Here is a 13,869-nt window from a genome sequence, read left to right as displayed (position 1 = left end):
ACCAGCCACAAGCAACCCGCGACTGTCGAACCGACCTCACCCCCCACGGCGATCGCACACGGCCCCCATCACCAACGGCAACGGATCAGCCAACTCCAACGCAACATCATCCGTACGAAACGTCCGCACACGCCCCGGCTCTGAGTAAGGCGTCTCGAACCGCACGGTCACCCTCCCGAGCCCGCTCCCCTGCACCCACCCGTGCCCGAACTCCGCGTGCCGCACGTCATGCCCCGCAGGCCACCGCCGCTCGGCAGGCGGCGCCTGCTCGGCAGCCGCTCCCTCCGCCCTCTCTTCGCCCGGATGCTCCAGTACCGCCGACTCCCCCGCGGCGGCCTCCGCCTCCGCCTCCGCTTGCGCCTGGGCCTGGGCCTGGGCGAACAGGTCCTCCTGCGTGTAGTCGGCGAGCCCCGAGACGCCGACCCCCAGCAGCCGCACGCCCCCGGTCGTGTCCACCGCTTCCAGAAGCCGTGCGGCGGCCTCCCGTACGACGCCGGGGTCGTCCGTCGGCCCCCGCAGCGTCTCGGACCGGGTCAGCGTCGAGAAGTCGTACCTCCGCACCTTCAGCACGATGGTCCGCCCGGACAGCCCCGCACCCCGCAACCGCCGCACACACCGGTCGGCGAGCCGCTGCACCTCCAAGCCGACCCGCATCCGGTCGTGGATGTCCACGTCGTACGTGTCCTCCACCGACACGGACTTCGTCTCCCGCTCGGCCACCACGGGCCGCTCGTCGTGCGCCAGCGCCATCGCGTAGAGCGCGTGCCCGTGCGCCTTCCCCACCAGCCGTACGAGTTCGTCCTCGCCCGCCTCGGCGATCTCGTCGACCGTGGTGATCCCTGCCCGGCGCAGATGGTCCCCGGTCGCCGGCCCGACACCCGGCAGCGTCCGCACCGACATCGGCCCCAGCAGCGCGCGCTCCGTCCCCGGTTCGATGACCACGAGACCGTCGGGCTTCGCCTGCTCCGAAGCGATCTTGGCGAGCATCTTGGACGCGGCGAGCCCCACCGAACCCGTCAGCCCCGTGACGGCCCGGATGTCCGCGCGCAGTTTCACCCCGGCCAGCCGCGCGGAAGCCTCGTCCCAGGCCGCCTCCCCCGCCTCCAGATCGACGAACGCCTCGTCAAGGCTCAGCGGCTCCACCAACGGCGACAGCGCCCCCAGCAGCCCCATCACCTGCTCGCTGACCTCCCGGTAGAGGGTGAAGCGGGGGACGAGATATGCGGCGTTCGGCGCCAGCCGCCGTGCCTGGGCCATGGGCATCGCCGAGTGCACCCCGAAGACCCGTGCCTCGTACGAGGCGGTCGCGACGACTCCGCGGGGTCCGAGTCCGCCCACAACAACGGCCTTCCCGCGCAGGCTCGGCTTGGCTGCCTGCTCCGCCGAGGCGAAGAAGGCATCCATGTCGAGATGCAGGATCGTAGGCGCGGTTCTCACATGTCCGATGCTGCCCTACGCCACTGACAATGCCTTTGCGGACCTCAGACGGCCCGATTGCGCCGACGCGCCAGCTCGTCCGTCGGGTTGTGCCCGACGAGCGTCTCGCCCGTGTCCACGCGCTCCCCGTGCAACTGCGAGAGCGCGCTCTCGACGTCCCGCCACACCACGCCCACGGCGATCCCGAAGACACCCTGGCCGCCCTGCAACAGGGCGTGGACCTCGTCGGGCGAGGAACATTCGTAGACGGTCGCGCCGTCGCTCATCAGCGTCATCCGCTCCAGGTCCCGGAAGCCGCGTTCCCTGAGGTGCTGGACCGTGGTGCGGATGTTCTGCAACGACACTCCCGTGTCGAGGAACCGCTTCACGATCTTCAGGACGACGACATCCCGGAAGCTGTAGAGCCGCTGGGTCCCCGACCCGTAAGCGGGCCGCACGCTCGGTTCGACCAGACCGGTCCTGGCCCAGTAGTCCAGCTGCCGGTAGGTGATGCCCGCGGCGGCACACGCCGTAGGACCGCGGTAGCCGATCTCCTCGGCAGCCGCCCCTCCCCCACCGTGCTCGCCAGACACCGCTGTCGGCCGCTGCGGAACGTGATCGGCCGCGCTGCCGTGAAGCGGGTACGGGCTGCTCTCCCCCAGACTTCGTCCGGGGGCACCCCCAGCCGTACCGTCGCCGCTGATTCTCACGCCGACCTCCGTCCTTGACCTGCCCTCTCGACGGTAGGCAGTCACCGGGGGTGCGTCAACGATCGCCACACTCGGCACGCCGAGTGATAATCACCCTAAGAGTGGTTTCCCGTGTCCCACCGCGGGGAAAGGCTAGCCGAATGCTCTCGGAGCGGGCCGCAGCGCGCCACACGGGCCACGGGCCATTGCCGCCCCGGAGTCCTGCGATCCATCGGTTTGTCAGGGGGCGGACGCCACTCCCCGACCCACGAGCCCGGCGTCCGATCGCCCACCCGCGGGCGATCGGTCCCGTCACCGGTCGACCGGTCCCCTCACTGGCTGTTGGTCCCGAAGTCCTCGGGCGAGATCTGGTCGAGGAACTCTCGGAACTTCTCCACCTCGTCCTCCTGCTCGTCCGGGATCGCGATGCCGGCGTCGTCGAGCACCCCGTCACTGCCGTAGATCGGCGTTCCGGTGCGCAGCGCCAGCGCTATGGCGTCGGACGGGCGGGCACTGACCTCGACCCCGCTGGCGAACACCAGCTCCGCGTAGAAGACCCCCTCGCGCAGATCAGTGATGCGCACCTCGGTGAGCTCCTGGCCGACGGCTTCCAGCACGTCCTTGAACAGGTCGTGGGTCAGCGGTCGCGCGGGGGCCATGCCCTGCTGGGCGAAGGCGATCGCCGTCGCCTCCCCCGGTCCGATCCAGATGGGGAGGTAACGGTCGCCTCCCACTTCACGCAGGAGCACGATCGGTTGGTTGGAGGGCATTTCGACCCGGACACCTACGACATCGAGCTCGTTCACACAGCAACCCTAGGCCGTGCCCGGGACGTTTGGGTAGTCGGGCACAGAACGGGTGGCCGATCCGGACGCCCGCCGGGCACTTCGGGTCACGGCAGCCGGACGCCCAGCGCGGTCTGCACCAGCGCCGCGTGCAGCTTCACCGTGAGCCCCGCCAGCTCCTTCGTACGGGCCTCGGCGTGCGCCCTGGTCTGCGGATTGCGGTGGCGCCGCAAGGGGGCCACCACCTGGTCCACGAGCCCCGCGTCACGGTCGGCCGCAGCCTTCATCGCACGCAAATGGCGCGGCTCGATCCCGAACCGCCCGAGCTCGGCGACGAGCGCGGCGACCGTCACCGCCTCAGCGTCATATGCCCCGTCCGGAAGCGGGGCGAGGAGTCCGTACGACTCCCACTCCTGAAGCTCCTGCTCACCGATCTCGGCGGCGGCCAGCAGCTCCGCACGGCCCACCCGGGCCGCTGTGGGTGCCTCGGGCTCCCCGAAGAGGTCACCGAGCCCACCGAACGGCTCCCCGTCGCCGGAGTCGCGCTGCCGCCCCACGGACGGCAGCCGCACCGGCTCCCCACGCTCCAGAGCGTCCAGATGCTCGCGGATCACCTTCAACGGCAGATAGTGGTCCCGCTGCATCCGCAGTACGTGCCCGAGGCGCTCGACGTCGGCCTGGCTGAACTTGCGATACCCCGAGGGGGTCCGCTGCGGCTCGATGAGCCCCTCCGACTCCAGGAACCGGATCTTGGAGATCGTGACTTCGGGGAACTCGTCGCGCAGCGTGTTCAGCACCGAGCCGATGCTGATCAGCCCACTGTCCGCTGCGGCGGTACCGCTCCCGGCACCGCCGCTCGGTGATCGAAGCATGGACCTTCCTGAGGGTCCCCCCGGACGGAGTCCGGGGGAGGGTCAGATGCCTCGCTGGCTCGCGTAGAAGACCAGCCGGTACTTGCCGATCTGCACCTCATCGCCGTTCGACAGCGGGACCGAGTCGATTCGCTCCCGGTTGACGTACGTGCCGTTCAGGCTGCCCACGTCCGCGACCGTGAACGAGCCGTCCGCGGCGCGACGGAACTCCACGTGGCGACGCGACACGGTCACGTCGTCCAGGAAGATGTCGCTCTGCGGATGACGCCCGGCCGTGGTCAGGTCACCGTCCAGCAGGAAGCGGCTGCCCGAGTTCGGACCGCGGCGCACCACCAGGAGCGCAGAGCCGAGCGGCAGCGCGTCGACGGCCGCCTGCGCCTCCGGAGAGAGCGTCGGCATCTGCGTCTGGCCGGTGACCTCGGCATCGTAGGCCTCGATGCCCGAAATGGAGATCGTGGATGTGGTCTCGGAGGCACGCTCCGGGACCGCACCGGGCCGCAGCGGCGCACCGCAGTTGGAGCAGAAGCGGCTGTTCTCCGCGTTGCGGTTACCGCACCTCGTACACACCAGGGCCGACATGGACGGATCCTCCTGCCGCGGCTGCCCCCCAGGGGCATGGGACGCATACGGGTCGGAGGTGAACCCTCCACCCGCACTTGAGGCTGACGGTTCCCCGAAACCTATGCGTCCGGACTGGGCAGGGTCAACAGACGGCGCGCCCTGACCACCGGGAATGTCACCGACCTGGTCCCGGAACAGCGGGCGGTCGCCGCTCTGGCCCTCCGCGTCTCCATGGCGTGGTGCACGGTGTCGGGCAGTCGCGTTGTCGCTGCCCTCTCCTCGTGCGCTCTTGCCGAACAACTTCGCAAACAACTTCACGGGCGATTCCCCTTGACCGAAACAGACCCGCCCGTGGGGCAGGACGAACACTGATTGAACACACCGGTCGACCCGGACATCCTCACAACGTCCGTATCCACCAGACAGTTTCCACCACGCACCACCCATTCGGTGCGCCGACCCCCCGCAACCTCATGCCCTCGCCGGACGACGCCCATGCACCCCCGGTTCACTGGGAGGACGACCGAGCGTAGTCAGGCTGCTTCGCAGCCCGCAAGGCATCCACAATGATCTTCGTCGCACGCTCCACCGTGACGGTGGCCTGCTCCTTCTCGAGAGTCTGCACCACGCCTCCGGGGATGTTGAGCGCCGGCTCGAGGTCCTGCGGCTTACCGATGACCTTGAAACGATAGGGCTGAGTGATCTTGTTCCCGTCGACACTCACGCCCTTGCCGGAGTCGGCCAGATAGGTGCTGGCGACGACCCGTACACCGTTCACCTGGATCGCCTCCGCACCGGCGGCGCGCAGCTCCTGGATCGCGTCAAGCAGCATGTCCGCCTTGACCGTCCCCTTCGTGTCGTTGACCGTCAGCGTGATGCCGGGTCCCTGCGCCGCCACCGTGCCCGCCAGAATGCCGAGTTGCTTCTCCTTCTCGGCGGTCTGCTTGCGGGCCTCCGCGGCCTGGTTCGAGCTGTTCTCCAGCTCGGTGCGCTGATCTTCGAGACCCTGCTTCTCGTCTTCTAGACGCTGCGTACGGTTGTCGAGTTCATCGAGGATGCGTACGAGATCCTCTTGACGCGCGCCGCGCAGGGCGCTGCCGCTGTCGCTGTTGGAGGCCACCTGGACGGCCAGGCCGAAGCCGAGGCCGAACAGAAGCAGGGCGACGATGAGTTGCGCGCGCGTCACCCGCGGCGGCCACAACCCCTTCACGAGCCGCTGCCGACCGGCCAGCGACGGCTCGTCCTTCTCGTCACGCTGCTCGGGCCCCGAACTCTCGGGAGCCGCGGCCGGGACCTCTTCGGGAAGTTCCCTGCGCAGCCGGTTCTCGGGTGTCTCGCCTTCGTTGCTCATCGGCGTCACGCCCGGAACACGTGCCGGCGGATCGCCGCGGCGTTGGAGAAGATGCGGATGCCGAGGACGACCACGACGCCGGTGGAGAGTTGGGCGCCCACGCCCAACTTGTCGCCCAGGAAGACGATCAGTGCGGCCACGACCACGTTCGACAGGAAGGAGACCACGAAGACCTTGTCGTCGAAGATGCCGTCGAGCATCGCCCGCAGCCCTCCGAAGACGGCGTCCAGCGCCGCCACGACGGCGATCGGAAGGTAAGGCTCGACGACCGCCGGAACCTCGGGCCGGACCAACAATCCAGCCACGACTCCCACGACGAGGCCCAGTACGGCGATCACGATGTGCCCTTCTCTGTGCTCGGCTGTGCTGTACGTACGATCACACTCGGTGCGGCGGACAACTGGACGTCCTCTTCGACGGAAATGGCGGTCCGGATGCCGTAGTTCTCCTGCAGGGCGTGCAGATACAGGCCGTCGGCACTGTTCTGGAACCTGGTGCTGAGCCGCTCGCCGTCCCCCACCGCCAGCACCGTGTAGGGCGGCACCAGCGGCTTGTTGTCGACCAGTATCGCGTCACCGGCTGCCCTGATCGCCGACAGTGCCGTCAGCCGCTGTCCGTTGATCGAGACGGCCTCCGCACCGGACTCCCAGAGCCCGTTGACGACCCGCTGCATGTCACGGTCGCGGACGCGCCCGGTGTCGGAGAACCCACTGGTCTCACGAGGATTGCCGTCGCCGCCCTCGGTGGCTTCCTTGGCGTCGTTCACGACGAGCTTCACACCGGGCCCGTGGACGGCGACTGCGCCCGACAGGACGCCCACCAGATCGGCCTGGCCGCTGCCCCCCTGCTTCTTCAACGCCTCGTTCTGCTTGGCGCTCACATCGTCGCGCAGGGTGTCGACACCGCTCTCGAGCTTGTCCGCGGCCGCGGTCTCCCGCTCGACGCGGTCGATGAGCTCCTGGCGTTCCTTGGCGACGACCGGGGCTGCAATCCGCGCGTTCGCCGCGCCCACGGTCACCACCAGGGCCGCGAGGACGAGGCCGGCCGCGAGGCCCAGCTTCGCCCGCACCGTTTTCGGCATGCCGCCGGCACCCTCGGTCTGCCTACGGGCGGCCGCCTCGGCGTATCCGTCGTCGAGGCTGTGATCCATGACGTTGGTGAGCAGCGACATGGAGGCGTCCGGGCGCGGGGGGCGCGGAGGTGTGCTCCGAATGGGGGGCTGCTGCGGCATGCCGCACATCGTCGCACGTCGCGGGTGCTACCTCCGAATGGCCCCACCGGCGTGCCGGACAGGCCCCTTTGGGGGCACTTGTCCGGCACACGCGCGTGCTGTCCGTTTCAGCGACCTGCGCTGTCCACGACGGCAGCCCACTCGTCGAGCAGGGCCTCCGCGGACGCGTCGTCAGGCCCCTCCGCCCACAGATGCGTCACCGCCTCGGCGGGGTCGGGAAGCACCATCACCCAGCGCCCGTCCGTCTCCACCACCCGTACGCCGTCGGTCGTGTCCACGAACCGGTCCCCGGCCGCCTCCACGACCCGGCGCATCACCAGGCCCTTGACAGCCCAAGGAGTGGCCAGGTCGCGCTTGAGGACATGCGCCCGCGGAATCCGCGCGTCGATCTGGCTCAGCGTGAGCTGCGTCCGCGCCACCAGCCCGATCAGTCGTACGAAAGCCGCCGCGCCGTCGAAGACGCTGCTGAACTCCGGAATGATGAATCCGCCGCGCCCGTCACCGCCGAAGATCGTCGACTCCTCGCGACCGACCCTCGTCAGATCGTCCGGAGACGTCGTCGTCCACTCCACCTGCGTCCCGTGGTATGCCGCGACCTGCTCGGCGATCCGCGTGGTGGTCACCGGCAGCGCCACCCGCCCACTACGCCGCTCCGCGGCCACCAGGTCGAGCATGACGAGCAGGGCCCGGTCGTCCTCGACGATCCGTCCCTTCTCATCGACGAGCGAGAGCCGCTCGCCCACCGGGTCGAAACGCACCCCGAACGCGGCCCGCGCGGACGCGACGATCTCGCCCAGCCGCACCAGGCCGGCCCGCCGCGTGTCCGCGGTCTCCGTGGGCCTGGATTCGTCGAGACCGGGATTGATGGTCAGGGAGTCCACACCGAGCTTGCCCAACAGGCTGGGCAACACCAGCCCCGCACTGCCGTTCGAGGCGTCCACGACCACCTTCAGACCGGATTCGGTGATACCGGTGGTGTCGACATTCCTGAGCAGTGATCCGGTGTACGAGTCGAAGACGCTGGCCGGGAAGTGCAGATCCCCGATCTCACCCGGGAACGCACGCCGGTACTCCTGCCGCGCGAACACCCGGTCCAGCTTCCGCTGCCCCCCTTGCGACAGGTCGGCACCCTGCTCGTCGAAGAACATGATGTCGACGGAGTCCGGCACCCCGGGCGTCGTACGGATCATGATCCCGCCCGCACTGCCCCTGGCGGTCTGCTGACGAGCCACTGGCAGCGGTACGTTCTCCAGGTCGCGTACGTCGATGGCGCTGGCCTGCAAGGCTGAGATGACCGCCCGCTTCAGCGCACGGGCGCCTCGGGAGTGGTCGCGGGCCGTGGTGACGGTGGAGCCCTTCTTGAGCGTCGTCGCGTACGCCCCCGCGAGGCGCACGGCGAGCTCAGGAGTGATCTCCACGTTCAGGATTCCGGTGACACCGCGGGCACCGAAGAGATGCGCCTGACCGCGCGACTCCCAGATCACCGAGGTGTTGACAAAGGCGCCGGCCTCGATGGTCTTGAACGGATAGACGCGTACGTTGCCCTGGATGATCGATTCTTCACCGACGAGGCATTCGTCGCCGATGACAGCGCCGTCCTCGATCCTCGCGGCCCGCATGATGTCGGTGTTCTTCCCGATCACGCAGCCCCGCAAATTGCTGTGCTGGCCGATGTACACGTTGTCGTGGACCACGGCCCTGTGCAGAAAAGCCCCGCTCTTGACGACGACGTTGGAGCCGACGACGGTGTGCTCCCGGATTTCGGCGCCCGCCTCGACCTTGGCGTAGTCGCCGATGTAGAGCGGGCCTCGCAGTACGGCGTCGGCGTGCACTTCGGCGCCTTCGGCGACCCATACGCCCGGGGAGATCTCGAAACCGTCGATCTCGACGTCGACCTTGCCCTCCAGGACGTCGGCCTGCGCCTTCACATAGCTCTCGTGGGTGCCGACGTCCTCCCAGTAACCCTCGGCGATATAGCCGAAGACCGGCTTGCCCTCCTTCATCAACTGAGGGAAGACATCGCCGGACCAGTCGACGGAGACATCGGCCTCGACGTAGTCGAAGACTTCGGGCTCCATCACGTAGATACCCGTGTTGACGGTGTCGGAGAAGACCTGACCCCAGGTCGGTTTCTCCAGGAAGCGCTCGACCTTGCCCTCTTCGTCCACGATGGTGATGCCGAATTCAAGGGGGTTCGGCACACGCGTCAGGCAGACGGTGACCATCGCACCCTTTTCCTTGTGGAAATTGATGAGGTCGGTGAGATCGAAGTCGGTCAGGGCGTCACCGGAGATCACCAGGAAAGTGTCGTCCTTCAACGCCTCCTCGGCGTTCTTGACGCTCCCGGCAGTACCGAGTGGCTTCTCCTCATTGGCATAGGTGAGCTCCATACCGAGCTCCTCGCCGTCACCGAAATAGTTCTTGACCAGCGAGGCCAAGAACTGGACAGTAACGACGGTCTCGTTGAGCCCATGCCTTTTGAGCAGCCGCAGCACGTGCTCCATGATCGGGCGGTTCACCACCGGCAGGAGCGGCTTGGGCATGCTTGAGGTCATGGGACGAAGGCGTGTGCCTTCGCCTCCGGCCATCACGACGGCCTTCATGTCGGAAGCGTCCTCCTTGAAGAGACGACGGTCTAGCCGACTTCACCCGTCCTGATTGTCCCGCAGTTTTCGAGTGCGGGCCATCCGGGCACTTCAGCTGCCCCATCGGGCCGAGCTCAATCGGCCATGGCGTCCGCCCTGAGAAGCCGGCGGACCTGCACCACGTAGAGGACTCCTGCCCACCAATAGAGGGTTGTACCCCACCCGGCGAACGCCCATCCGAAAATCGCGGCGAGTGAAGCGAGCCATCCGCTTCCGTCGCTGAGCAGCAACAGAGGGAAGGCGTACATCAGGTTGAAGGTGGCCGCCTTCCCGAGGAAGTTCACCTGCAGCGGCGGATAGCCGTGACGCCGGAGGACTGCCACGACCACCAGCAGAACCAGCTCACGCGCCAGAAGCACAGCCGTCAACCACAGCGGCAGAATCTCGCGCCAGGTGAGCCCCACAAGAGTGGACAGAATATAGAGCCGGTCCGCCGCGGGATCGAGCAGCCGGCCGAGGCTGCTGATTTGGTTCCAGCGCCGCGCGAGCTTCCCGTCGAGATAGTCGCTGACGCCGCTCAGCATGAGCACGAGCAGCGCCCAGCCGTCACTCTTCGGACCGCCGAACTCGGGCCGGAGGATCAGCCACAGGAAGACGGGTACGCCGACGAGGCGCGCCATGCTGAGGATGTTCGGGATGGTGAGGACCCGGTCCGTCTGGACGCGGGTCTCCTGGACCTCCACCCGGGGGCCTCCTGTGGGAAACGAGCCAACGATGCCCCCTGACCCTACCCGCAGCGCTCGCGTCGAGGTGCGGAGGGGTGGCGGAGTCACCGCGAAAACGGACTTGACCCTTGAAAGCAGAAAACCCCCGTACCGATTTCCCGGTACGGGGGTTATCCCTACAATGAGTTCGGCGGCGTCCTACTCTCCCACAGGGTCCCCCCTGCAGTACCATCGGCGCTGTGAGGCTTAGCTTCCGGGTTCGGAATGTAACCGGGCGTTTCCCTCACGCTATGACCACCGAAACACTATGAAACTGTCACTACCGCACCATGCCCAGTGGCCCTGGGAATGGGGTTGTTCGTGGTTTCAGAACCAACACAGTGGACGCGAGCAACTGAGGACAAGCCCTCGGCCTATTAGTACCGGTCACCTCCAGCGGTTACCCGCCTTCCAGATCCGGCCTATCAACCCAGTCGTCTACTGGGAGCCTTAACCCCTCAAGGGGGTGGGAATACTCATCTCGAAGCAGGCTTCCCGCTTAGATGCTTTCAGCGGTTATCCCTCCCGAACGTAGCCAACCAGCCATGCCCTTGGCAGGACAACTGGCACACCAGAGGTTCGTCCGTCCCGGTCCTCTCGTACTAGGGACAGCCCTTCTCAATATTCCTACGCGCACAGCGGATAGGGACCGAACTGTCTCACGACGTTCTAAACCCAGCTCGCGTACCGCTTTAATGGGCGAACAGCCCAACCCTTGGGACCGACTCCAGCCCCAGGATGCGACGAGCCGACATCGAGGTGCCAAACCATCCCGTCGATATGGACTCTTGGGGAAGATCAGCCTGTTATCCCCGGGGTACCTTTTATCCGTTGAGCGACGGCGCTTCCACAAGCCACCGCCGGATCACTAGTCCCGACTTTCGTCCCTGCTCGACCCGTCGGTCTCACAGTCAAGCTCCCTTGTGCACTTACACTCAACACCTGATTACCAACCAGGCTGAGGGAACCTTTGGGCGCCTCCGTTACTCTTTAGGAGGCAACCGCCCCAGTTAAACTACCCATCAGACACTGTCCCTGATCCGGATCACGGACCCAGGTTAGACATCCAGCACGACCAGAGTGGTATTTCAACGACGACTCCACAACAGCTGGCGCTGCCGCTTCAAAGTCTCCCACCTATCCTACACAAGCCGAACCGAACACCAATATCAAACTGTAGTAAAGGTCCCGGGGTCTTTCCGTCCTGCTGCGCGAAACGAGCATCTTTACTCGTAGTGCAATTTCACCGGGCCTATGGTTGAGACAGTCGAGAAGTCGTTACGCCATTCGTGCAGGTCGGAACTTACCCGACAAGGAATTTCGCTACCTTAGGATGGTTATAGTTACCACCGCCGTTTACTGGCGCTTAAGTTCTCAGCTTCGCCACCCCGAAGAGTGACTAACCGGTCCCCTTAACGTTCCAGCACCGGGCAGGCGTCAGTCCGTATACATCGCCTTACGGCTTCGCACGGACCTGTGTTTTTAGTAAACAGTCGCTTCTCGCTGGTCTCTGCGGCCACCCCCAGCTCAGAGTGCAAGACTCATCACCGGTGATGGCCCCCCTTCTCCCGAAGTTACGGGGGCATTTTGCCGAGTTCCTTAACCATAGTTCACCCGAACGCCTCGGTATTCTCTACCTGACCACCTGAGTCGGTTTAGGGTACGGGCCGCCATGAAACTCGCTAGAGGCTTTTCTCGACAGCATAGGATCATCCACTTCACCACAATCGGCTCGGCATCAGGTCTCAGACTATGTGCCAGGCGGATTTACCTACCTGACGTCCTACACCCTTACCCCGGGACAACCACCGCCCGGGATGGACTACCTTCCTGCGTCACCCCATCACTCACCTACTGCAGGTCTGGTCCGTCGGCTCCACCACTCCCCTTTGCCCGAAGGCTCCGGGGCGGCTTCACGGACTTAGCATCGCCTGGTTCAATGTTTGACGCTTCACAGCGGGTACCGGAATATCAACCGGTTATCCATCGACTACGCCTGTCGGCCTCGCCTTAGGTCCCGACTTACCCTGGGCAGATCAGCTTGACCCAGGAACCCTTAGTCAATCGGCGCACACGTTTCTCACGTGTGTATCGCTACTCATGCCTGCATTCTCACTCGTGAACCGTCCACCACTGCCTTCCGGCGCGGCTTCACCCGGCACACGACGCTCCCCTACCCATCACAGCCGCCGTTGGGCGTATTGCTGCAATGACACGACTTCGGCGGTACGCTTGAGCCCCGCTACATTGTCGGCGCGGAATCACTAGACCAGTGAGCTATTACGCACTCTTTCAAGGGTGGCTGCTTCTAAGCCAACCTCCTGGTTGTCTCTGCGACTCCACATCCTTTCCCACTTAGCGTACGCTTAGGGGCCTTAGTCGATGCTCTGGGCTGTTTCCCTCTCGACCATGGAGCTTATCCCCCACAGTCTCACTGCCGCGCTCTCACTTACCGGCATTCGGAGTTTGGCTAAGGTCAGTAACCCGGTAGGGCCCATCGCCTATCCAGTGCTCTACCTCCGGCAAGAAACACACGACGCTGCACCTAAATGCATTTCGGGGAGAACCAGCTATCACGGAGTTTGATTGGCCTTTCACCCCTAACCACAGGTCATCCCCCAGGTTTTCAACCCTGGTGGGTTCGGTCCTCCACGACCTCTTACAGCCGCTTCAACCTGCCCATGGCTAGATCACTCCGCTTCGGGTCTTGAGCGCGCTACTATGTCGCCCTATTCGGACTCGCTTTCGCTACGGCTTCCCCACACGGGTTAACCTCGCAACACACCGCAAACTCGCAGGCTCATTCTTCAAAAGGCACGCAGTCACGACGCACTGAGTAAACTCAATGCGCGACGCTCCCACGGCTTGTAGGCACACGGTTTCAGGTACTATTTCACTCCGCTCCCGCGGTACTTTTCACCATTCCCTCACGGTACTATCCGCTATCGGTCACCAGGGAATATTTAGGCTTAGCGGGTGGTCCCGCCAGATTCACACGGGATTTCTCGGGCCCCGTGCTACTTGGGTGTTTCTCAAACGAGCCGTTGACGTTTCGACTACGGGGGTCTTACCCTCTACGCCGGACCTTTCGCATGTCCTTCGCCTACATCAACGGTTTCTGACTCGTCTCACGGCCGGCAGACCGTGAAAGAGAAATCCCACAACCCCACATACGCAACCCCTGCCGGGTCTCACACGCATATGGTTTGGCCTCATCCAGTTTCGCTCGCCACTACTCCCGGAATCACGGTTGTTTTCTCTTCCTGCGGGTACTGAGATGTTTCACTTCCCCGCGTTCCCTCCACTTGCCCTATGTGTTCAGGCAAGGGTGACAGCCCATGACGACTGCCGGGTTTCCCCATTCGGAAACCCCCGGATCAAAGCCTGGTTGACGACTCCCCGGGGACTATCGTGGCCTCCCACGTCCTTCATCGGTTCCTGGTGCCAAGGCATCCACCGTGCGCCCTTAAAAACTTGGCCACAGATGCTCGCGTCCACTGTGCAGTTCTCAAACAACGACCAACCACCCATCACCCCCGGTTACCACCGGAGTTCACTGGGGCCGGCACTGAAGGCAGCCAACAATCGGCCGTACCCTCAGACACCCAACAGCGT

The 13,869-nt window shown here is 65.4% G+C and carries 10 protein-coding genes and 2 rRNA genes; all 12 read right to left on the bottom strand.

Going from position 1 to position 13,869, the window contains the following annotated elements; genetic code table 11:
• Positions 1-36: 36 nt before the first annotated feature.
• The 12 genes from SMIR_RS33150 to SMIR_RS33095 all read right to left on the bottom strand — a co-directional run bounded on the left by SMIR_RS33150 (position 37) and on the right by SMIR_RS33095 (position 13,734).
• Complete coding sequence (locus SMIR_RS33150) at positions 37-1,437, bottom strand: DNA polymerase IV (RefSeq protein WP_168489945.1); 1,401 nt, start codon at positions 1,435-1,437, stop codon at positions 37-39.
• Between the two features lie 44 nt (positions 1,438-1,481).
• Positions 1,482-2,126, bottom strand: coding sequence for a MerR family transcriptional regulator (locus SMIR_RS33145; RefSeq protein WP_211118666.1), 645 nt, complete (start codon positions 2,124-2,126; stop codon positions 1,482-1,484).
• Between the two features lie 311 nt (positions 2,127-2,437).
• Positions 2,438-2,911, bottom strand: a complete 474-nt coding sequence (locus tag SMIR_RS33140; RefSeq protein WP_006123076.1) for a bifunctional nuclease family protein — start codon at positions 2,909-2,911, stop codon at positions 2,438-2,440.
• Between the two features lie 86 nt (positions 2,912-2,997).
• Complete coding sequence (gene ftsR / locus SMIR_RS33135; RefSeq protein ID WP_168489946.1) at positions 2,998-3,762, bottom strand: transcriptional regulator FtsR; 765 nt, start codon at positions 3,760-3,762, stop codon at positions 2,998-3,000.
• A 42-nt stretch (positions 3,763-3,804) separates the two neighbouring features.
• Positions 3,805-4,770 carry a zinc-ribbon and FHA domain-containing protein gene (locus tag SMIR_RS33130; protein WP_168489947.1) on the bottom strand — a complete coding sequence of 322 codons (966 nt, stop codon included), beginning with the start codon at positions 4,768-4,770 and terminating at the stop codon, positions 3,805-3,807.
• Between the two features lie 61 nt (positions 4,771-4,831).
• A complete protein-coding gene (locus tag SMIR_RS33125) occupies positions 4,832-5,674 on the bottom strand; it encodes a DUF881 domain-containing protein (protein WP_168489948.1) in 843 nt (280 codons plus the stop codon).
• Between the two features lie 5 nt (positions 5,675-5,679).
• The gene (locus tag SMIR_RS33120) at positions 5,680-6,012 is read right to left on the bottom strand and encodes a small basic family protein (protein ID WP_003988855.1); all 333 of its coding nucleotides are present in this window, start codon (positions 6,010-6,012) and stop codon (positions 5,680-5,682) included.
• The gene (locus SMIR_RS33115) at positions 6,009-6,914 is read right to left on the bottom strand and encodes a DUF881 domain-containing protein (protein WP_211118667.1); all 906 of its coding nucleotides are present in this window, start codon (positions 6,912-6,914) and stop codon (positions 6,009-6,011) included. Before SMIR_RS33115 ends, SMIR_RS33120 begins: the two co-directional genes overlap by 4 nt.
• Positions 6,915-7,012: 98 nt before the next feature.
• Positions 7,013-9,508 carry a mannose-1-phosphate guanyltransferase gene (locus SMIR_RS33110; RefSeq protein ID WP_168489949.1) on the bottom strand — a complete coding sequence of 832 codons (2,496 nt, stop codon included), beginning with the start codon at positions 9,506-9,508 and terminating at the stop codon, positions 7,013-7,015.
• 116 nt (positions 9,509-9,624) lie between these two features.
• Positions 9,625-10,233, bottom strand: a complete 609-nt coding sequence (clsA, locus tag SMIR_RS33105) for a cardiolipin synthase ClsA (protein WP_054229135.1) — start codon at positions 10,231-10,233, stop codon at positions 9,625-9,627.
• A gap of 167 nt (positions 10,234-10,400) precedes the next feature.
• Positions 10,401-10,517, bottom strand: a 5S ribosomal RNA gene (gene rrf / locus SMIR_RS33100).
• 94 nt (positions 10,518-10,611) lie between these two features.
• Positions 10,612-13,734, bottom strand: a 23S ribosomal RNA gene (locus tag SMIR_RS33095).
• Positions 13,735-13,869: the final 135 nt, after the last annotated feature.

This window comes from Streptomyces mirabilis, from assembly GCF_018310535.1.
Lineage (GTDB): Bacteria > Actinomycetota > Actinomycetes > Streptomycetales > Streptomycetaceae > Streptomyces.
The sequence above is the reverse complement of the archived record's forward strand: the minus strand, read 5'-3'. Positions and strand labels throughout refer to the sequence as shown.

Coding starts and splice junctions, on each gene's coding strand:
- ftsR (WP_168489946.1), bottom strand. CDS start 3,762: ATGCTTCGATCACCGAGCGGCGGTGCCGGGAGCGGTACCGCCGCAGCG.
- SMIR_RS33130 (WP_168489947.1), bottom strand. CDS start 4,770: ATGGGTGGTGCGTGGTGGAAACTGTCTGGTGGATACGGACGTTGTGAG.
- SMIR_RS33125 (WP_168489948.1), bottom strand. CDS start 5,674: ATGAGCAACGAAGGCGAGACACCCGAGAACCGGCTGCGCAGGGAACTT.
- SMIR_RS33115 (WP_211118667.1), bottom strand. CDS start 6,914: ATGTGCGGCATGCCGCAGCAGCCCCCCATTCGGAGCACACCTCCGCGC.
- SMIR_RS33110 (WP_168489949.1), bottom strand. CDS start 9,508: ATGAAGGCCGTCGTGATGGCCGGAGGCGAAGGCACACGCCTTCGTCCC.